The following is a 19,775-nucleotide window of genomic DNA, read 5'->3' as shown; positions in this document are numbered from 1 at the left end:
TTCTTATTAGGGACCCGGCATCCGCCGGGTCTTTTGCCGGGCATACCGACAAAAGTAACCGAAAAAATTACAGAACCCGAGGCAAACACAATGATCCAAACGAATTCTATTAAGCAAAAAATGGGACAATTCCTGCACATTCTGTTTCCGATTCTGGTAACTCAGATTGCGTTGTCCGCCATCACCTTTTTTGACACAAACATGTCGGGTAAGTTCGGCACAGCTGACCTGGCAGGCGTTGCTATTGGCACAAGTCTCTGGATTCCAATCCAGACCGGATTGAACGGTATTCTGATGGGGATTACTCCCATCGTTTCACATCTTGTCGGCAGCAAAAGAAACAACGAAGTCGCCTTTAAGGTTACCCAAGGTATTTGGCTATCCTTGATTGTCTCTCTGCTTGTCCTGCTGCTCGGCTTCATATCCCTGTCACCGATTCTGAACTTCATGAATCTGGAGCCTGCAGTTAGAGATATCGCAGCCCGTTTCCTGGGCGCCATTTCTTTTGGCGTGATTCCGCTCTTCGGTTACACCGTCCTGCGAAGCTGTATTGATGCGCTTGGTCAGACACGTGTCTCCATGTTCATCACACTGATTGCGCTGCCAGTTAATGTGGGGCTTAACTATCTTCTGATCTTCGGAAAATTCGGCTTTCCGCAAATGGGCGGTGTCGGCGCAGGTGTTGCATCCGCGATTACATACTGGGTGATATTCCTCGTTGCACTCGTCTTTATCTACCGGGCCGAGCCGTTTGTCGGGCTCAGATTGTTCCGCAAGTTCCACTTCATGTCGCTGTCCACCTTCAAGGAACTGCTCAAAATCGGTGTCCCTATTGGCTTCTCGATTTTCTTCGAGACTGCGGTCTTCTCAGCAGTGACCCTGCTGATGAGCCGGTTCGATACAATGACCATCGCCGCCCACCAGGCAGCGATTAACTTTGCTTCGACCCTGTATATGATCCCGCTCAGCATCTGCATGAGCCTTACAATCCTTGTTGGCTTCGAGACTGGCTCCGGGCGCCTCAAGGATGCTCGTCAGTACGGCATTCTCGGCATCGGTACAGCGGCGGTACTTTCATTCGCAACCGCACTGGTGCTGCTATTCGCCGGTAATCATGTCGCTGGGCTCTACTCTGATGAGCCTGCGGTTATCTCGTTAATCCAGCATTTCCTGATTTATGCGATCTTCTTCCAGATCTCGGATGCGATTGCTACACCAACCCAAGGTGTGCTGCGTGGCTATAAAGACGTGAATCCTGCCTTTGTCATCTGCTTTATCGCTTACTGGGTGATCGGACTTCCAGTAGGCTATGTACTGGCGACCTATACAGATTTGGGTGCTTACGGCTACTGGATCGGACTAATCACCGGTTTGGCGATCGGAGCAATACTGCTTCTGTCAAGACTCGTTATTGTGCAGCGCCGTTTTGCTGCCAAGGTGCAAACAGGCGAAGTATAAGGCTGTTAGAATTGATTGACTGAAAAAGCAGCGAAACACGTTGATAGCGTGATCGCTGCTTTTTTTGCATACGATGATAGGTATGTTTTATAACGTGGTTGGTTGCTAAGTGCAGGAATACGCGTGGTTCAAAAGTGAGATAGAGAGCGAGGTAGAGAGCGAGGCAGAAGGCATGTTCGATGGCACGTTCGAAAACGAGTTAGCAAACAAGCTAGAACAGCTGAAGCACTCCCCCCTTTGAAATTAATAGTTTGCTAAGGGGAGGAGAAATTGCTGATAAACGTAGTCCAATTCATCTCCAAACACTCAACTTCGGCCGCACACCTCCCCATCGGGGTATAGTAGATAAGCTCATCTCGCAGGGTACACAAAAAATAGGGGCGAAAATGTATCTTAATTTTTGATGTAAACACGCCAAACGAGAAATAAGGGCAAAAATGTATGCTAATTCTACACTTTTGTCTGAAAAGAGGCTAAACCTGGGAAATTAACATACAATATTGCTCTTATTTGCAAAATTATATGATTTCGTATGAAATTAAGGTACAGAATTGCCGTTATTTCGATGCACCCGTGCACCAGTCAGCTATCTGCATCCTACCGCCAATCGACAGCTATTCGGCCACAAACTACAAGCATCTTCCGTCTTACCTCAGCACCTTTGATTTAGGATAATGTTCTTGGAATATCAATCAGCCACCTTAAAGTTAGGGCACATAATCTAGAGCATGACTCAGCTACCAGCCACACGTCACCAACTCTAGTCATCAAATACCAGCTACCTATCATCCAGCCGCCACCCTCCTTTCGGCTCTCCAGACATCGCCTTGTCTTTTCCAACGGAATGATCCACATTTTAATAATGTTTATAGTTTCCTTAATCAACAAATAAGGGGCAAGCTTCGCTCACCCCAAAAACATGCAAATTCTTAAATATTGAAAAAAGGACAGCATCGCTGCCGTCCACTTTGCTTAAAGCCTTATCGTCTTTGCTAACTAGTTACTTAACTTCTAATCCCTCAACTTCTTCGCTAACTAGTTACTTAGCTTCTAATCCCTTAACTTCTCCGCTAACTGGTTACTTAGCTTTTAAGCCCTTAACTCTTCGTTAACTGGTTACTGGCTTCTAAGCCCTTAACTTCTCCGCTAGCTAGTTGCTTAGCTGCTAAGCCCTTACTTCTTCGCCACCTAACTACTTAATACTCTGATCCCTTATCTACTCTTAACGAGCAGCTCCACAGCTTCCTTTATCACCTTGTCCGGGGAATGGCCCTGCTCCAGTTCTTCCTGAATACAGTGCTCCAGATTGGAACCAATTACCGTTCCTACAGTGCGGTCTACCGCTGTACGAATGGCCGTCAGTTGGGTAACGATCTCACGGCAGTCCTTGCCTTCCTCCAGCATCCCCAGTACACCGCGAACCTGACCCTCGATCCGCTTCAGTCTGTTTTTGATCGCCTTATCATACTCCATTGCTTCACACGTCCTTTAAATAAACAAGTTAACGCCTGCATCGTCGGCAGCACCGAGATAACTGGCTACACCTCCAAAATCCACACCGTCCAGCAGCTCTTCTTTCTTGATCCCCATAATATCCATGCTCATCGTGCAAGCAATCATCCGCACTCCTGCGTTCATGGCTCCCTGCATCAGCTGTTCTAAGGAGTCTACATTCTTCTGTTCCATCGCATGGCGGATCATCTTCGGTCCCAGCCCGCCCATATTCATCTTGGACAGCGGCAGGGATTTACTGCCCTGTGGCATCATAAGTCCGAACATTCGCTCCATGCCGTTCTTCTCAACCGCGGGTGCTTGTATTTTCCGCAAAATGTTTAAGCCCCAGAAGGTAAAGAACATCGTCACTTGCTTACCCATCGCCACGGCTCCGGTTGCAATAATGAAAGAGGCGATAGCTTTGTCCAAATCACCGCTGAACACGACCATGGTCGAACCCTGCTTATCTGCAGGCTGTCCCCCCGGGATCGCTGAACACTGTGGTTTATCCTGACCTTTGCGCAGTACCGCAGTTACCTTACCCTGAGACACATCCAGCGCTTCCAGTGTATTGCCCGTTTTGTGGCACCACTGCTCAATATCTGCTGCAAAGCCAAAGTCTGTTGAGGTAACCTCTAGCTGTCCGCCTTCTTCCAGTGACTGTACCGTCTCGTATACCTTGAGTATAGGCCCCGGACATTGCAATCCGCAAGTATCCAACAAGGTCAACTGCGCATTCGTTCCTATTGAATTATGGGTTACTGGAACCTCTGAGGGGGCTTCAGGTCTGGGATGTTCGGACTCTGGCTGTTCACTCTTTCCTTGAGCCGAACCTCTGAGAGATGAGCCACCGCCTCCCCCTGGGGATTGGGGCAACCGCTGAGCTCGCAGCATGGAAGCATAAGTTTTATAGCCCCCATCCACATTACGAATGCGATAGCCATGTTGACTTAACAGCCGTGCCGCGATATATCCGCGCAGTCCAACCTGACAAGAAACCGCAATTTCCTGTTCGCGCGGAATCTCAGCCAACCGGCCTCGTAGCTCACCAAGAGGAATATGCATGGAACCTGGAATAGTCCCTGCGAGCAGTTCAGCACCATCTCTGACATCAATGATCAACCCGCCGTCATGGTGAAAAGCATCCACCTCATACCATTGCAGCGTATCTACCAGCCCATCCATCAGATTGGAGGCGATATAACCAGCCATATTGACAGGGTCTTTAGCCGAAGAGTAAGGCGGCGCATACGCCAGCTCTATATCGGCCAGCTCCTGCACATCCAGCTTGCCGCGAATGGCTGTGGCGATGACGTCAATTCTTTTATCCACTCCATCCGCTCCGACTGCTTGTGCGCCATAGATTTCACCCGTCTCAGGATTGAACAACAGCTTCATTGAGATCGGCGAGCCTCCAGGGTAATATCCTGCATGGGAGTTCGGGTGAAGATGAACCGCCTTATAAGGAACGTTAAGCCGGCGCAGCGTTTTCTCGTTGTTACCAGTCGAAGCTGCTGTCAGTGCAAAGGTTTTGATGATTGCCGTTCCAAGCGCCCCCTCATAGGCAATGGGCCTACCATTGATATGATCAGCCACCAGTCTTCCTTGGCGATTCGCCCCCCAAGCGAGTGACACCATCGTGGCGAATCCATGATTCCGGTCTTTGACCTCTATGGCATCGCCCACTGCATAGATGGCAGGATCGCTGGTTTGAAGCTGGGCATTCACCTTGACCGCCCCACGGAAGCCAAGCTCAAGCCCGCAGGACTGGGCCAAATCATTCTCTGGACTCACTCCGATCGCCATAATTACCATGTCCGTGTGTATCGATTCTCCGGAGGTCAAGAGCAGCTCACGGCCCGCGGACTTGAATTCCTTCACGCCTTCCTTCAGCCGAATGTCCACCCCATTAAGAGTCATGTGCTGCTCCACAAGGATCGCCATTTCAGGATCGAGCGGATTCAGAAGTTGCTCCCCTAGGTCAAGAATTGTGACCTCCAGTCCACGTTCGCGCAGATTCTCGGCCATTTCCAGTCCTATAAATCCGCCGCCGATAACGGTCGCATGTTTAGGGTGACGCTCATCAACAAAGCCTTTAATCCTATCTGTATCCGGAACATTTCTTAGCGTGAACACGTTGGCTGCACTTTCGATCCCCGGAATCTCTGGCATTATTGGCCTTGCACCCGGCGATAGCACCACGAGATCATAGGTCTGCGTTCCTTCTTCACCCGTGAGTGTGTTGCGGAAGCGAATAAGCTTCTGATCACGATCTATTGCCGTCACCTCTGTCAGCACGCGTACATCAATGTTGAAACGGTCTTTAATCCCCTTGGGAGTCTGCAGGAATAATTTCTCCCGGGAATTGATGCTGCCCCCAATGTAATAAGGCAGTCCACAGTTGGCAAAAGAAACATGCTCTCCCCGCTCGAACATAATAATTTCATCTTCCTCATTCAAACGCCGCAGCCTTGCCGCTGCGGAAGCCCCTCCAGCCACGCCGCCAATGATTATAATCTTTCTACTCATATTTCACCCTCCTCAATATACCCTATGGGGTATATATTATACGGGCGGGGGTATATTGTCAACTATAGAAATCCAATCACCTTCAAGCGTCCACACCGTAGATCGCTCGCAACGCCCGCAATCCCCTAGTACACGTTGCGCTGAACCGCTGTGCACATAACTGTGCACATATCGCACGGCATGGTGGACTGGTCAGAGCCTGGTGCCTGCACCTTCCAGCATATCGCACAGCATGGTAGACTGCTTAGAGCCGGTGCCCGCACCTACCTTCCAACATAGCGCATGGCGTGGTGGACTGGTCAGAGCCTGGTGCCCGCACCTTCCAGCATAGCGCACGGCATGGTGGACTGGTCAGAGCCCCGTGCCGTCACCTTCCAACATAAAAAGCCCTGCGGTCCGCCGCAGGGCTCATAAACTACATAATTCCAGTACACAATCATTGCCGTTCTTACTGGGAAAGACGGGAAGCCAGTTCGTACAACTCAACGTTGAAGTCCTTCTTGCTATTAACCACGGTGTCAATGTCAGTCAGAACAAGTTCACCTTTAATGATACCGCATGCTTTACCGGATTCGCCTTCCATCAGCTTGCGCACAGCGAAGTCACCGAGACGGCTGGCCAGGTTGCGGTCTGCCGGTGTCGGTGTTCCGCCGCGTTGAATATGTCCAAGCACAGTAACACGTGCATCCAAGGAAGAGTGACGGTCCTTCAGTGCCTGAGCAACATCTTCGCCCTTGCCAACGCCTTCAGCTACGATCACAATACTGTGTCTCTTACCATTAACAAAGTTATCGCGCATACGATCAGCGACTTCATTAAGATCATAAGGCATTTCAGGAACAAGAATGGTCTCCGCACCGGAAGCAAGACCCGCATGCAGCGCGATATCGCCGCAGTGACGACCCATAACTTCAACGACAGAAGAACGCTCGTGCGAGGACATTGTATCGCGGAGCTTATTGATGGCATCCACAACTACACCTACTGCAGTGTCAAAACCAATGGTGTAGTCTGTGTAAGAAATATCATTGTCGATGGTTCCTGGCAGAGCCATTGTCTTGATCCCAAGCTTGCTCAGCTTGTTGGCGCCATGATATGAACCATCGCCACCAATAACCACCAAACCGTCAATCCCCATCTCGTTAAGGATGTCCGCACCCTTCTGCTGGCCTTCCGGCTTCACAAACTCCAGACATCTGGCCGACTGCAGGATGGTACCTCCACGCTGGATGATATCGCCGACGCTGCGCAGATCCATTGGGAAGATGTCCCGGTTCAGAAGTCCTTGGTATCCACGTTGAATACCGAACACTTCAATACCGAAATAAAGTGCGCTGCGCACAACTGCGCGGACCGCAGCGTTCATTCCTTGGGAATCCCCGCCACTGGTCAAGACTGCGATTTTTTTAACTGTTGACATTCTGATGTTCCTCCTTAAAATTGTGCGGAGCCGCCTCGCCCTAGAAAACTGCTCCACAACAGTGCTAATACATGTGCTTGCGTATCCAGCGGCTGTTCACGAAGAAGAAAATCCTCGTCAGCGGGCTTCCCTTCATCAGCCGTTTCGATACTGAGCGAACTTCCCGCTGTTCGCTAACTTTCGGATCGGATAAATACAATGCCAGCAAACCTTCGATGACCATGCGATGCATCGAGGTCTCGGGAAGATTCCGGACATCCTTGCGGGCCCACTCCACAATGGAAGCGATCCGATTCAACATGGTATCAGTGTCGTCATAATAATTGCAGAAATTGAGATCACCGCCGGCCCTGTCTTCATCCTGATCGATGAGGTAATCCAGCATAATGTGCAGACCGCACACATTCGGGAAATACGCGGCACGAATGGACGCCGACTGTGCCTTGCTCAGCTTGGGATCACATGAGGACAGAAAAAGCATAAACACTCCCAGGGTAGATCCTGTAGCAGCAGCAAACTCATTCCAATACAAATGAGGGGCGCGGCTTCCATGTTCCTCCCACCATTCCTTCAGGGCAGCTTCCCTGAGTTCTGGGCGGATGTGCTTGTACACCTGCAGGTCCGTATACAATTTAGCCAAGTCGGCAATCTCATCCGCCGCAGCCGCATAGCCCGGCAGTTGGGAAATCATCTCCTGGCATTTGCGGACCAGTCTGTGCAGATAACCGCCATCATTCTGCTCGGTACGAAGCGCATAATAATTGACAAGCTCCGCCTCAGGATTGATGGCATCCAGCATCGACTGATGCAGCAGCCTGAAATCGGCAGGATCCAGCGAGGTGCTACGGTCACATAAGTTGTCCAGATAATCGCTGATCGTTTGATAAGCAACAATAAGCGGAATAAGTATATGTCTCATCGATAAATTACCGGCAGCATAAATACCGCCGCCCTCGCAGTGAAACTGTTTGGTTTCAATGCTGGCTAGCGCTTGCTTCCGGAGCTCGGGATCGGGAATCCCTTCCGCATCTTGACGCCAAAAGCCGAGGCATGACCTCACTTCCGGCAGCACGTACTTGTAGACCCTCTTCATAAGTCCTATAGGACCTTTGGGGCTTAGGTAACGGCCTTGCTCAAATTCATTCAATGACAGTGCCTCCACATTGTTGTCTCCTTATCCAAATCATCATTATTATAATATGATCACCGTATTTGTACAAACAACAAAATCACTTTCGCAAATCCTTGCAAGATTCAGAAATACTACCATTTTCGTAAACATGGCTTCCTTCCTTTGTGCTATACTATGCGTATTTGATATTCGGAGGAGTGCAAAACATCATGTTCCCAGAACGGACCGGCAGCAGTTCCAGCGATCAGAACTGGCTGCGATCCTTTATGTTTACGGTTTTTGGCACCAGTGTACTGGTTGTATCTTATTTCCCATTATTCTATACCCATCTGGGCTTTAGCAGTTCGCAGGTAGGATACCTGTACTCTCTCGGACCGCTTATTTCAATTCTCTCCAATCTGTTCTGGAGCATGATCAGCGACCGGCTGGGCACCATCAAGAAGATAATGGTCATCCTGCTGGCAGGTCAGCTCGTTCTGGCACTTCTTTTGGCGAGGGCAACTGAATTTTCATCGGTTATGATTATTTTATCCCTTTTCTATTTCTTCTATTACCCTGTTTTTCCACTCGCAGATACGATGGCTATCAAAACCGCTGCCCGTTATGGACGAAATTTCATTACGATTCGGGTATTCGGTTCTCTCGGCTATGCCTTTTTCGCATTGACAGTAGGCTACGTACTCCGAGCGATAGGCTCCTCCTGGAGCATGGCTGTCTGTATCGCAATAGTAATTGCTGCCCTGTTGATCACCATACCCTTAAAGGATGCTAAAAGGGACCCGGCGACGCTGAAGAACAAGCCTGAGAAGAGCCAGAAGAGTAGCAAAGGCAGTGGATTGAAGGAAATTTTGCTGCAAAAAGAAGTGTTATCATTCTTCGGCATCGTCTTTATACTTGCCCTGGGACATCGAATGAACGAAGCTTTTCTGACGATTAGCCTAAAACAGCTCGGGGCTGGCGAAGAGATTATCGGTTGGGCGCTGCTCGCTTCCGCGTTAAGTGAAATTCCGGTGTTCTTTCTTCTTAGCAAATATGGAGAGCGCTTCAAGGAGCTACCTCTGCTCGTCTTTGCCAGCCTCATGTACGCCCTGCGCTTCCTGCTCATGTCCTACGTCCATACTCCATGGGCGATGGTGTTCGTACAGGCCATGCACAGTGTGACTTTTGGTGTTTTTTATGTCACCTCGGTTCGTTACATTACACGGATGATCCCCGATCATCTGCGTGCCACAGGCATGGCGCTCTTCACCATCGTTTGGTCGAGTGCTTCCGGACTGCTGAGTGGAACCTTCGGTGGGATCATCTATGAAAATGCCGGGCGCTCCACCTTCTATATGGTAGCAGCACTCTTCTCGATCCTTGCATTTGGAGGGTTTTTGGTAAAATACCTGCTGGCCTTCACCCCGAGGTTCGCATCGCGTGCTTCCCACAAGAAGCAGGCTGTGCAAGCACAGGAATCCCAGCCAACAGCAACCACTCCTGCTGAGAATTCTACGCTGTAAATGTGCATTCCTTATAAGGAACATATTACGATAACAATTATACCCTGTGTCTTTCCATGGAGAGGCTCAGGGTTTTTGTCAAAATATAAAAATTTATATGTTCTACGCTATAAATTATCCTTATATTTCTCGCTGAAACGGATACCGACGCTTAGCAGACGGCAATGCCGTTTCTACTTGTCATGAGATATAACAAAAAAACACAGTTCCCGAAAGAACTGTGTGTTGTGTAATTCGTTGGTTACCACTTTTACAAGAGCTAGCCAAATAGATATATATTTCTCAGCAGACAGCCGGGCTGTCAGATCCGATTCTTATAGTTTTACTACGTTAGCTGCTTGTGGACCACGGTTGCCATCAGTGATGTCAAACTCAACAGCTTGACCTTCATCCAAAGTCTTGAAACCGTCGCCTTGGATTGCTGAGAAGTGAACGAATACATCTTCGCCGCCTTCTACTTGAAGAAAACCGTAACCTTTTTCTGCGTTAAACCATTTTACTGTACCTTTCAAATGAACAACCTCCTAAAAATAGCGCCATATATGGCGTATGCTTACATTATACTCCATTTTATTGTCCAGTGCAATCCGTCTTTCCCCCGGATCCCTGAATTAATTTGCTTTTCCCTTCCCCATTGCGTTATCATTGACCCAAAAGCCAAAAATCGCCAGGGTGGTAATGAATATGATCAAAAAACACGAAATATACAAAACAGACAAATGGAACATGATGACGGTCGAGGTACAAGGCCGCTATATTATTCTTCGGGAAATTTCCGATCAATGGGGTGAGGAAACCCATACCTTTATGAGCCGTCCGGCCATGATGCAATGGGTGAACAACCGCTTCAACAAAGAATCCTACAAAGACAACGAAGAAGAGTATAAGAAAATTATGGAAGCTTTCAAGCAGGTATAACGCGGATGAACACAGAGAATCTCACGATTTATACAATCGTTGTTCTATGTCTCGGTGCCGTGCTGATTATGTCCAGGGACCGGATCCCGCAACGATTGAAGCGGGGGATGGCCCTGACAGCCGCCATTATGATTCTTCTAGCTTTTGTCTTCATTGTTTACAGCTTTCTAGCATAACCTGCGCATAAGCGACGCGGAGATTACATAATCATGGTCCGGCAGGGCATATTAGGAACACCTTTTATTATAAGGAGGCTTCCGCCCTTGCCTGTATGGCCCCATACGCTCTCGTTACTGCTTGCGCTCTCTATTGTGCCGGGTGATCTATCATCCGCCATGCTGCCGCAGGAATCAACACCTGCATCATCCCATCATTCGAGGAGGATTTCCATGGAACAATTACCAAAAAGAAGTGAAGTGCCTGCGGAGAACCGCTGGAAGCTTGAAGATATGTTTGCTTCGCAGAAAGATTGGGATGACGCTTACACTGAAACCAAAGATCTCCTTAAAAAGGCTGCCGACTTTCAGGGCAAGCTGGGCACTGCCGGAGCACTGAAGGACTGCTTCGAACTGGATGACAAGGTCTCCTTACTCACTGAACGGCTCTATGTCTATGCACATATGCGTCAGGATGAAGACACAGCAGATCCGGTCTATCAAGCCCTTTCCCAAAAAGCAAAGAAGCTTAGCGTAGAAGCCGGAGAGGCACTTTCTTTTATCACACCGGAAATTCTAGCCTTGCCAGTCGAGAAGCTCGATCAGTTCATCGCTGATTCCGAGTTGTCTGATTACACCTTCACACTCACGGAGATGAAGCGCCAGAAAGCGCATATTCTCAGCAAAGCCGAGGAGGCACTGCTGGCCCAAGTGGGGAACCTGTCCCAGGCACCGCAGAACATTTTTGGTATGCTGAACAACGCCGATCTTAAGTTCCCGAAGATTAAGGACGAGACCGGCAAGGAAGTAGAACTAACGCATGGCAGCTACATTAAGTTCTTGGAAAGCCCGGACCGTGAGGTTCGCAAAAATGCTTTTAAAGCCGTGTATGAGACTTACGCCAAACAGAAGAATACAATTGCAGCCACGCTGAGTGCCAATGTGAACAAGAATGTGTTCTACTCCCGCGTGCGCAAATATCCTTCAGTACTGGAAATGTCGCTCTACGGAGATAATATCCAAAAAGAGGTATACACCAACCTGATCGATACAATCCATGAGAGCCTGCCGCTGATGCACCGCTATATGAAGCTGCGCCAGAAGCTGCTTGGGGTTGACGAGCTACATATGTATGATCTGTTCGCTCCGCTCGTGGACGAATACAAGCTGGACATCACCTTCGATGAAGCTAAGAAGATCACTAAGGAAGGCCTTAAGCCGCTCGGCGAGGACTATCTGAAGGTGCTGCAGGAAGGCTATGACAATGGCTGGATCGATGTCTATGAGAATGAGAACAAACGTACAGGTGCATACAGCTGGGGAGCTTACGGCACTCACCCTTACGTGCTGCTGAACCATAACGACAACCTGAACAGTATGTTCACGCTGGCGCATGAGATGGGTCACGCCCTTCATTCCTACTATTCGGACAATGCGCTGAAGTATCGTGATGCACAGTACACGATTTTCCTGGCGGAGGTTGCTTCCACTACCAACGAAGCGCTGCTGATGGATTATTTGCTTCATAAGTCCACCGATCCGAAGGAAAAAATGTACCTGCTCACCTATTATGCCGACCAGTTCCGTACGACCGTATTCCGACAGACGATGTTCGCCGAATTCGAGAAGATTGTGCATGAGCGTGCTGAGGCCGGCGAGTCCCTGACTCCGCAGGATCTGTCCGCCATCTACTATGACCTGAACGTGAAATACTATGGCAAGGACATGGTTGTTGACAAGGATATCGAGATGGAATGGGCCCGTATTCCCCATTTCTACAACAGCTTCTATGTGTACAAATATGCCACAGGCTTCTCGGCAGCCACCAGCTTTGCAAAGCAGATCCTCGAAGAGGGCAAACCGGCGGTGGATCGTTACCTCGGCTTCCTGAAGAGCGGGGGCAGCGATTACTCTATCAACATTCTGTCCAAAGCCGGAGTTGACATGTCCTCCCCTGCACCGATCCGTGAAGCTATGAGCGTATTCGAAAGCGTGATCGAGCAGATGGAACAGTTGACCAAGTAAAAAAGAACGTTTAGTATAAAGTTAATCCCTTGTCCGGTCGCGGGCAGGGGATTTATACTGTAACCCTTTAAGGAGGAACACCCTCATGAAATTACAATGGTCACTGATCGCGGGTCTGATCTTCGCGCTGCTTACCGCAGTTTTTGCGGTGATTAATGTCGATCCGGTACAGGTCAATTTCTTCTTCACTGTTGTCAGCATGCCACTGATCCTTGTCATTCTGGGCTGCGCCCTGATCGGCGGGATTATCGTCGGGTCCTACGGCATTTTCCGCCAGTACAAACTGCAGAAGCAGATCAAACAGTTGACCGCCGAATTGGCCAAGCTGCGTGAGAGTAGCACATCACTGGACGGCTTTTCGCTAAACGATGAGAGCCTGTCAACAGACAGTGCTACTAAGTTGTAATACATACATAGGGGTATCGGCTTCAGCCGGGGCCCTATTTTCCATGAACAGGAGGCTTTAATCCATGCTTACAATTCAACCTAATGAAGAATACATTCTATCCTTTCTGAAAAAATTACTCGACACTCCCAGCCCTAGCGGTTTCACCGCTGAGGTTATGAACCTTGTAGCCGAAGAGGCAGCTGCGCTGGATATCCCGTTGTCCTGGAACGAGAAAGGCGGCGTGGTGTTGACCGTCCCGGGCCTCGATCCTTCCCGTACGGTAGGCATCAGCGCCCATGTGGACACCCTTGGCGCGATGGTCCGTTCCATTAAAGCCAACGGTACCCTGCGCCTGACTTCCGTAGGCGGCTTTACCATGAGTAGTATCGAGAATGAATACTGTATTATTCACACCCGCAGCGGCAAGACCTATACGGGCACGATCTTGACGAGCCACCCTTCCGTCCACGTCTATGCCGATGCGCGCGACTTCAAACGCCAGGAAGAGAACATGGAGGTCCGGATTGACGAACTGGTCTCTTCCAAGGACGATGTGCTTAAGCTCGGCATCTCCGTGGGGGATTTTATTTCCTTTGATGCCCGTGCGGTGATTACGCCTAGCGGTTATATCAAGTCCCGTCACCTCGATGACAAAGCCAGCGTAGCCGCGCTGTTTGGCCTGCTGGAAAGCATCAAACGCGAGGGCTGGAAGCCCCTGCATAATCTCTCCCTCTTGATCTCCAATTATGAAGAGGTCGGTCACGGTGCCTCATGGATCCCTGGCGAGATCAACGAGATGATCGCTGTAGATATGGGCGCCATGGGCGATGACCTGAGCTGCAAGGAGACGGATGTCTCCATCTGTGCCAAGGATTCGTCCGGCCCTTACGATTATGCTATGACCGGGCGCTTGATCGAGCTGTCACAAGCGCTGGAGATCCCTTATGCCGTAGACATCTACCCGATGTATGGCTCTGACGCCTCCGCCGCATTGAGAGGCGGCAACAATATCCGTGCAGCCCTGATCGGTCCGGGCGTACATGCTTCTCACTCCATGGAACGTACACATAAGCAGGCTGTCTTGAATACGACGAAGCTTCTTGCTGCTTATGTCGGAGCCAACTGAGAACCTTGTCGTCCGTGAGGAACGGTTATGGAAACGTCGACCCCGGCTGTTTATTACCGTCCTTACATTAACGCTTGCTCTGATAGCTATCACCTGGATCTTCCTAGTCAAAGAGGAGAAACGAGAGGTCTTTAACGGCCTCCCGCACTCCTACTCGTACCGGGAGACCGAAAGTTCAGGCAAGGTAGCTTTGCACATGATGTCCCTCTCCCCTGATCGTGTAATTCTCCGTACCGCTGGCGTGCCACTGCGGCAGATTGCCGCCTATGGAATCAACGGCGGGTTCTTCTATGGCAAAGATCTGTTATCGATTGCCATTATGAATGATAATCCAGTCAGCGGTGCCAGACATGCTTACGGCTCGGGCTGGTTCAATGCCAAGTATGCCCGTGGTACCTTGGTCTGGGACGGCGCGAAGCGCCAGTTCTCAGTCCAGGTGGTATCCACTGGCGATGAACTGGTGGTCAGCGACCGCAATCATTATTTTGCCCAGGGCGGCATCAGTATGAATCTGGAGCATGACGACCTTTGGGCGGTGACGGCGGAAAACGAACATTTGCCGTATGCCGATGAACAGCGGATGCGCTCGGGCATGGTCTATAACAAAGCCGGAGGGTTGTGGCTGATCGTTACCCCGACTCTCTGTACGGCCGAGGAGTTCCGGGTAGCTATCCTGGAGAGCGTACCGGGCGAAGGCCGGGAAGGCATCTTTCTCGACGGGGACGGCTCATCACAGATGAATGCCGACGAGGCCGTCTTGACTGGTGATCAACGTCAGGTCGTGCAAATGATCGCCGTATCACGAGAATAGGGAATCTATGTAGAATAGGTTTAACGGGTGTATTTCAAGAGTAGATTTTATGAGCGTATCTGAAGAACGTATCTAAAGAGCACATTTTAAAGAGCACATTTTAAAGAACACATTTAAAGAACAAACATGGCCGAGAAAAGAAGAGTCTCTAATAAGGATTCAACAAGACAACGCCACTCTCCATATGGATACACACACGTCATAAGGATTCCCGAAGTGAAATTAACAGCATTTTTGTACCCTAAATACTCTGCAACTAGGGGTTAGCGAGAATTAAGTGCAATATGGTACCTTAAATCTTCCAGAACACCCCGTTCAGCGTGCTTTTTCGGAAAATAAGCTACGATAATGCTCTTATTTTCCTAATTTTCCTCTTTTTTATAAAAATAAGGTGCAAAAATGCCGTTACTTGGGGAGACCGACCCTCTTTTTCACTGTTAAAACGACTGGTGAAGGGAATGGGAGGTTTGCGTCCTAAAACCCTGACTTCGAAGAATAACGCCTGCTTTTCTGTGTGAATCCACCTTTCACATCATTCGATTAAAAAGTTAAAAAAAGCACCGCGGAGCCTCCTCACTGAATGAGAACCTTCAAGTAAACCAAAGAAGCTGACGTCCGTCACCGGCGTCAGCTTCTTTATGCTGTGTACTAATTTTATCCTCGGATTCTCTAGTCTACGGAAACTAGAGTCTCGAATTCACTTGTATTCAAATTCACTAGTCTTCGAATTCTCAATCCCAGGTTTGTTCCAGCTTATCGGCATAAAAGGCAATAGCCTTACTGTAGCTGCGGATTCCTTCGTCAACCGAGGTGGCCGCGAGCTGTTCCAGCAGAATACGCATCGCATCGCTATGTGCCCCCAGATTATGCAGCGCCATCGCGTAGAATACCGGGAACTCCCGACGATCCGGGAATTCGGCCATACCTTGGGCCAAAATGGCCTTGGCACGCTCGTATTCGCCGAGCGTTCTGTAGGTGCTTCCCAGCCCAAGCAGCGCACCCGCCTGATCCTCTGGCGGGAGGCCAAGCGCCAGGCTTGTCTCGTAATAAGGCACTGCCGCCCGTTCCAGGCCCAGCACATCGTGTGTCCAGGCCAGCTGATAATGCAGCCTGGCATGCTGCGGGTGGCCTTCAAGCTGCTCTAACAGCAGCGTCCTAGCCTGCTCTGCCTGCCCGGAACCCCTGAGGGCCACAGCGGCTTCTATGATCCCCTCTACCACTAGCCCTCATCCTTTCAAATTACATGGCCTGTTATAGGATGAAGCTTACATATTAAGCTTTGCTTGCAACGTTAAGCTTTGCCGGCAATCTTCTCTGCCAGCTCGTTGAGGTAAGTCCAGCGTTCCATTAGACGCTCCAATTCGGCTTCACCCTGGCGTTGCTTTTCCACCAACTCTTGCAGAAGCACGGAGTCAGCAAACGCCGCTTCCATCTTCACACTGATGTCAGCCAAGTGCTGCTCTGCCAGCTCAATCTGCTCGTCAATACCTTCAAACTCACGTTGCTCCTTGAAGGTGAATTTAAGTTTCTCCTTGGCTTGAGGCGGTGCTGGGGTATCTGCTGCGGATGCTTGCGGTGCACTGCGTTTGGCACCACCGGCAGCAGTATCGCCTTTGCTCCCTGTCCCACTGCCCGGAGCAATATTCTTGGCCAGCCACTCTTCATACTCACTATAGTCACCGACATGAATTCGGATCTTGCCATTCTCAAAAGCGATCAGTTTGTCGATAGTCCGGTCCAGGAAGTAACGGTCATGGGATACTGTGAAGACAACACCTGGGAATTCATCCAGATAATCTTCCAGAACCGCCAGTGTACCAATATCGAGATCATTGGTCGGCTCGTCTAGCAGCAGCACATTCGGAGCTCCCATCAAGACGCGGAGAAGATATAGGCGTCTCTTCTCTCCACCGGACAGCTTGGAGATCGGCGTCCACTGCGCTGCCGGAGGGAACAGGAAGCGTTCCATCATCTGCGAGGCTGTAATGACGCTGCCGTCTGCTGTGCGGACCACTTCGGCCTCTTCCTTCACATACTCGATAGCTCGTAGGCTGGGATCCATATCCTGATGCTCTTGGGTGAAATAGCCGAGCTTCACTGTAGCGCCCAATTGAACTTCACCGCTGTCCGGCTGTAATTTCCCGGCGATCAGGTTCAGCAGCGTGGACTTGCCGCTGCCGTTCGGCCCGACAATCCCCACCCGATCCTGTGGTACAGCGATATAAGTCAAATCGCTAATCAGCTGCCGTCCGTCCAGTGATTTGGACAGCTCTTGAATTTCAATGATTTTACGCCCCAGTCGGGTCGAAGCTACGGACAGGTCAAGTGTACTACTTGATGCATTTCCAGTAGCTTCCTTGAGCTTCTCGAAGCGGTCAATTCTGGCCTTCTGCTTCGTAGTACGCGCCTTCGCTCCGCGGCGAATCCAGGCCAGCTCTGTACGCAGTAGATTTTTACGTTTCTGCTCCTCCGACGCCTCACGCTCTTCACGATCAGCCTTCAGCTCCAGGAAGCGGGAGTAATTCGCTTCATAGCGGAATAGTCGTCCACCATCCAGCTCCAGCATGACGCTGGCTACCCGGTCCAGGAAGTACCGGTCATGCGTAATCATGAGCAGTGCTCCGCGCCGTTTCTGCAGATACTGCTCCAGCCAGGCCACAGAGTCCGTATCGATATGGTTGGTCGGCTCATCCAGAATGAGCAGCTCTGACGGCGTGATTAGCGCCGCAGCAAGGGCCACACGCTTGCGCTGTCCGCCGGACAGATTCTCCATAAGCGCATCGAAGCGGGTGATGCCAAGTTTTGTCAGGACACTCTTAGCTTCACTTTCAAGATGCCAAGCATCCGCAGCGTCAATAGCTTGGCCCAATTTGGCTAACTTGCTCTCTAGCGCGGTATTGCCAGGATTGACCTCCAATTGCGCCACTACATCCATATACTCGCGGGTCGCAAGGAGCGCCGGGTCCTCTCCGGCAAAGACCTGCTGGAGAACTGTATTGCCTGGCTCATAAGGGGGATTTTGAGCCAAATACTGTACCCGCACATCGTTACCGATAGCAATTTGTCCTTCATCCGGTGTATCCAGACCGGCGATGATACGCAGAAAGGTCGATTTTCCCGTACCGTTCACGCCGACAATACCGATCTTATCTCTGTCATCCATCCCGAATGAGGCGTCTTTGAACAGAGTTTTTTCGCCATAGCTTTTGGAGAGATGCTCCACGGTCATAATATTCATGCTTTATCCTCGCTTGCCTTAGTTTATATTTGAAGCTGATTGAAATCTGGAGAAAACCGCCCGGTGACCGGACGGCCTTATCTTCTGATACCTCGATGTTTTCCAGCCGTTACAGTCCTTAACGTATCTCAGCCTGGCGGCCGTTCCGCTTCCGGCATATGTAGGGTGTCCATCGCCCCGTTAATGAACAAACCCGCGGCAAAATGCGCCCGCTTGCGGGCATCGTCAGCTGTGAAATCCGGTTGAAACAGGATGTCCATCTTCAGCCTGTCCAGCATGCCGATATAGGACTGCGCCATTAACTCCGGCTCTATGGCCCCGCCTTCTAGCAGCACCTTCATTACTGCCTGCATGTACTGCTCCATAAATTGAGCCATGTACGTTACGAGCTCCGGGTTATTATTAGGCGCCAAAAAGAATAACTTCGTGTGCTGCTTGCGATCGTAATAATAGAACAAGTGATGATCCGCTATAACCGCCAGCTTGCCGGTCAGGCTGTTCTCGGCGTCCAGCTTCTCTTCCAGTTGCTCCAGAAAGCCTGCGCAGTCACGCTGCGTAACGGCCATGAAGAGCTCTTCCTTGTTCTTGAAATACAGATATATCGTCCCTTTGGCAATCCCCGCCTGCTCCGCTATCTGCGACATCTTCGTTTCGTAGAAACCGGCTGAGCCGAAAAGTTCGTAAGCAGCATCGAGAATGGACGTATGTTTATCATTGGATGCGCTGCCCATGCAGTCCACCCCCTACTGTGTATTTCACCAGGCTAGTCCAACCAGCAGTGCCACGAGCCCGCCGACCGCCGAGCTGATGGCATTGACAGCGTCATTGGTCATCCAGCGCCAGCCACGAGCGTGCACAGCAGGAGTACCGCAGTGCTGCGGACTCTCTACCTCACGACCACAGACTGTGCAGCGATTCATCTGCTGTACGGTTGCACCGAGCAACGAGTCGGCAAAAGCACCTGCGAGTCCACCCAGCAGCCCGGCTAGCACCAGCGTCCAGAAGGCTTGATCCGCCATTCCGGCACTCTTCTGAAGCAGCCATGAGCCGACGCCGATCAGGACACCCCCGGCAGCAGCCGCCAGTGTTCCCAGAAGCGACACTCCGCCAGAGGCACCCGCAGGCAGCACTTTGCCCGTAAGCACGGAACGTGGCTGCTTTTTGCTGAGTGTACCGATCTCTGTAGCCCAAGTATCCGATGTCACGGTAGCCATGACGCCGATGAACAGGAAGCTCCACAGCTCCAGCGGGTACAAGGCGTTTAGCAGCACAACCAGCATGCCGATCCCGCCATTGGCGAATACCTGCCCGGCATCGCGGCGTCCCGTCTTGGCGTAGGTCTCTTCCAGTTCGGCCTTGTTGTCATGCTTAAGCTTGGACAGCAGGCTTGAGGTAATGAAAAACAACAGCAGAATACCAAACCAGAAGGCGTTGCCCGCTCCAAAATAAATCGTACCCATCAGCACTGCCGCCAGCATACCCGAGAGGCTCAGCGACTGTCTCCAATAAGCGGCTCCGGCGACAAGCAGAGCGCCACAGGCACCGATTATAAGCTGCATGATTTCAACTCCTGCCACGA

Annotated in this window: 17 protein-coding genes; 8 read left to right on the top strand and 9 right to left on the bottom strand. The window is 50.5% G+C overall.

Annotated elements, in window-relative coordinates; genetic code table 11:
* Nucleotides 1–90 precede the first annotated feature (90 nt).
* Nucleotides 91–1,458, top strand: a complete 1,368-nt coding sequence (locus ACFORK_RS14260; RefSeq protein WP_379199926.1) for an MATE family efflux transporter — start codon at nucleotides 91–93, stop codon at nucleotides 1,456–1,458.
* 1,212 nt (nucleotides 1,459–2,670) lie between these two features.
* Here ACFORK_RS14260 and ACFORK_RS14255 read toward each other — a convergent pair.
* The 4 genes from ACFORK_RS14255 to ACFORK_RS14240 form a co-directional block, all read right to left on the bottom strand.
* The gene (locus ACFORK_RS14255; RefSeq protein WP_379199924.1) at nucleotides 2,671–2,931 is read right to left on the bottom strand and encodes a metal-sensitive transcriptional regulator; all 261 of its coding nucleotides are present in this window, start codon (nucleotides 2,929–2,931) and stop codon (nucleotides 2,671–2,673) included.
* Nucleotides 2,932–2,946: 15 nt separating this feature from the next.
* Nucleotides 2,947–5,481 (bottom strand): CoA-disulfide reductase, encoded by a 2,535-nt coding sequence (locus ACFORK_RS14250; RefSeq protein WP_379199921.1) that lies wholly within the window; start codon nucleotides 5,479–5,481, stop codon nucleotides 2,947–2,949.
* A 448-nt stretch (nucleotides 5,482–5,929) separates the two neighbouring features.
* A complete protein-coding gene (gene pfkA, locus ACFORK_RS14245) occupies nucleotides 5,930–6,901 on the bottom strand; it encodes a 6-phosphofructokinase (protein ID WP_379199919.1) in 972 nt (323 codons plus the stop codon).
* Between the two features lie 64 nt (nucleotides 6,902–6,965).
* Nucleotides 6,966–8,048: a tetraprenyl-beta-curcumene synthase family protein gene (locus tag ACFORK_RS14240; RefSeq protein ID WP_379199917.1), complete on the bottom strand. Its 1,083-nt coding sequence runs from the start codon at nucleotides 8,046–8,048 to the stop codon at nucleotides 6,966–6,968.
* Nucleotides 8,049–8,242: 194 nt separating this feature from the next.
* On the opposite strand from ACFORK_RS14240, the gene ACFORK_RS14235 reads away from it, so the two are divergent.
* Nucleotides 8,243–9,535, top strand: a complete 1,293-nt coding sequence (locus tag ACFORK_RS14235) for an MFS transporter (RefSeq protein WP_379199915.1) — start codon at nucleotides 8,243–8,245, stop codon at nucleotides 9,533–9,535.
* 314 nt (nucleotides 9,536–9,849) lie between these two features.
* On the opposite strand, the gene ACFORK_RS14230 is transcribed toward ACFORK_RS14235, so the two are convergent.
* Nucleotides 9,850–10,047, bottom strand: a complete 198-nt coding sequence (locus tag ACFORK_RS14230; RefSeq protein WP_019911834.1) for a cold shock domain-containing protein — start codon at nucleotides 10,045–10,047, stop codon at nucleotides 9,850–9,852.
* A 172-nt stretch (nucleotides 10,048–10,219) separates the two neighbouring features.
* Between ACFORK_RS14230 and ACFORK_RS14225 the strand changes: the two genes are divergently transcribed.
* The 6 genes from ACFORK_RS14225 to ACFORK_RS14200 all read left to right on the top strand — a co-directional run bounded on the left by ACFORK_RS14225 (nucleotide 10,220) and on the right by ACFORK_RS14200 (nucleotide 14,958).
* On the top strand, nucleotides 10,220–10,453 hold the full coding sequence (locus tag ACFORK_RS14225; protein ID WP_379199913.1) for a hypothetical protein: 234 nt from the start codon (nucleotides 10,220–10,222) through the stop codon (nucleotides 10,451–10,453).
* A gap of 5 nt (nucleotides 10,454–10,458) precedes the next feature.
* Nucleotides 10,459–10,629 (top strand): hypothetical protein, encoded by a 171-nt coding sequence (locus ACFORK_RS14220; protein WP_379199911.1) that lies wholly within the window; start codon nucleotides 10,459–10,461, stop codon nucleotides 10,627–10,629.
* Between the two features lie 213 nt (nucleotides 10,630–10,842).
* Nucleotides 10,843–12,633 (top strand): oligoendopeptidase F, encoded by a 1,791-nt coding sequence (gene pepF, locus ACFORK_RS14215; protein ID WP_379200006.1) that lies wholly within the window; start codon nucleotides 10,843–10,845, stop codon nucleotides 12,631–12,633.
* Between the two features lie 85 nt (nucleotides 12,634–12,718).
* Nucleotides 12,719–13,039, top strand: coding sequence for a LapA family protein (locus ACFORK_RS14210; protein ID WP_379199909.1), 321 nt, complete (start codon nucleotides 12,719–12,721; stop codon nucleotides 13,037–13,039).
* A gap of 64 nt (nucleotides 13,040–13,103) precedes the next feature.
* Nucleotides 13,104–14,147 carry a M42 family metallopeptidase gene (locus ACFORK_RS14205; RefSeq protein WP_379199907.1) on the top strand — a complete coding sequence of 348 codons (1,044 nt, stop codon included), beginning with the start codon at nucleotides 13,104–13,106 and terminating at the stop codon, nucleotides 14,145–14,147.
* Nucleotides 14,131–14,958: a hypothetical protein gene (locus ACFORK_RS14200; protein ID WP_379199905.1), complete on the top strand. Its 828-nt coding sequence runs from the start codon at nucleotides 14,131–14,133 to the stop codon at nucleotides 14,956–14,958. The genes ACFORK_RS14205 and ACFORK_RS14200 overlap by 17 nt, the downstream gene beginning before the upstream one ends.
* A 731-nt stretch (nucleotides 14,959–15,689) precedes the next feature.
* Here the strand turns inward: ACFORK_RS14200 and ACFORK_RS14195 are convergent.
* The 4 genes from ACFORK_RS14195 to ACFORK_RS14180 all read right to left on the bottom strand — a co-directional run bounded on the left by ACFORK_RS14195 (nucleotide 15,690) and on the right by ACFORK_RS14180 (nucleotide 19,755).
* Nucleotides 15,690–16,178, bottom strand: a complete 489-nt coding sequence (locus ACFORK_RS14195; protein ID WP_379199903.1) for a tetratricopeptide repeat protein — start codon at nucleotides 16,176–16,178, stop codon at nucleotides 15,690–15,692.
* A gap of 71 nt (nucleotides 16,179–16,249) precedes the next feature.
* Nucleotides 16,250–18,196, bottom strand: a complete 1,947-nt coding sequence (locus ACFORK_RS14190; protein ID WP_379199901.1) for an ABC-F family ATP-binding cassette domain-containing protein — start codon at nucleotides 18,194–18,196, stop codon at nucleotides 16,250–16,252.
* Between the two features lie 128 nt (nucleotides 18,197–18,324).
* Nucleotides 18,325–18,927 (bottom strand): TetR/AcrR family transcriptional regulator, encoded by a 603-nt coding sequence (locus ACFORK_RS14185; protein WP_379199899.1) that lies wholly within the window; start codon nucleotides 18,925–18,927, stop codon nucleotides 18,325–18,327.
* 24 nt (nucleotides 18,928–18,951) lie between these two features.
* Nucleotides 18,952–19,755, bottom strand: a complete 804-nt coding sequence (locus ACFORK_RS14180; RefSeq protein ID WP_379199897.1) for a DUF92 domain-containing protein — start codon at nucleotides 19,753–19,755, stop codon at nucleotides 18,952–18,954.
* Between the last annotated feature and the right edge of the window lie 20 nt (nucleotides 19,756–19,775).

The organism is Paenibacillus sp. GCM10012306, from assembly GCF_042649265.1.
Taxonomy (GTDB): domain Bacteria; phylum Bacillota; class Bacilli; order Paenibacillales; family Paenibacillaceae; genus Paenibacillus_AQ.
This window is presented reverse-complemented; position numbering and strand designations above follow the sequence as displayed.

Coding starts and splice junctions, on each gene's coding strand:
- ACFORK_RS14185 (WP_379199899.1), bottom strand. CDS start 18,927: ATGGGCAGCGCATCCAATGATAAACATACGTCCATTCTCGATGCTGCT.
- pepF (WP_379200006.1), top strand. CDS start 10,843: ATGGAACAATTACCAAAAAGAAGTGAAGTGCCTGCGGAGAACCGCTGG.
- ACFORK_RS14200 (WP_379199905.1), top strand. CDS start 14,131: ATGTCGGAGCCAACTGAGAACCTTGTCGTCCGTGAGGAACGGTTATGG.
- ACFORK_RS14210 (WP_379199909.1), top strand. CDS start 12,719: ATGAAATTACAATGGTCACTGATCGCGGGTCTGATCTTCGCGCTGCTT.
- ACFORK_RS14235 (WP_379199915.1), top strand. CDS start 8,243: ATGTTCCCAGAACGGACCGGCAGCAGTTCCAGCGATCAGAACTGGCTG.
- ACFORK_RS14190 (WP_379199901.1), bottom strand. CDS start 18,196: ATGAATATTATGACCGTGGAGCATCTCTCCAAAAGCTATGGCGAAAAA.
- ACFORK_RS14260 (WP_379199926.1), top strand. CDS start 91: ATGATCCAAACGAATTCTATTAAGCAAAAAATGGGACAATTCCTGCAC.
- pfkA (WP_379199919.1), bottom strand. CDS start 6,901: ATGTCAACAGTTAAAAAAATCGCAGTCTTGACCAGTGGCGGGGATTCC.
- ACFORK_RS14250 (WP_379199921.1), bottom strand. CDS start 5,481: ATGAGTAGAAAGATTATAATCATTGGCGGCGTGGCTGGAGGGGCTTCC.
- ACFORK_RS14220 (WP_379199911.1), top strand. CDS start 10,459: ATGAACACAGAGAATCTCACGATTTATACAATCGTTGTTCTATGTCTC.
- ACFORK_RS14205 (WP_379199907.1), top strand. CDS start 13,104: ATGCTTACAATTCAACCTAATGAAGAATACATTCTATCCTTTCTGAAA.
- ACFORK_RS14180 (WP_379199897.1), bottom strand. CDS start 19,755: ATGCAGCTTATAATCGGTGCCTGTGGCGCTCTGCTTGTCGCCGGAGCC.
- ACFORK_RS14255 (WP_379199924.1), bottom strand. CDS start 2,931: ATGGAGTATGATAAGGCGATCAAAAACAGACTGAAGCGGATCGAGGGT.
- ACFORK_RS14225 (WP_379199913.1), top strand. CDS start 10,220: ATGATCAAAAAACACGAAATATACAAAACAGACAAATGGAACATGATG.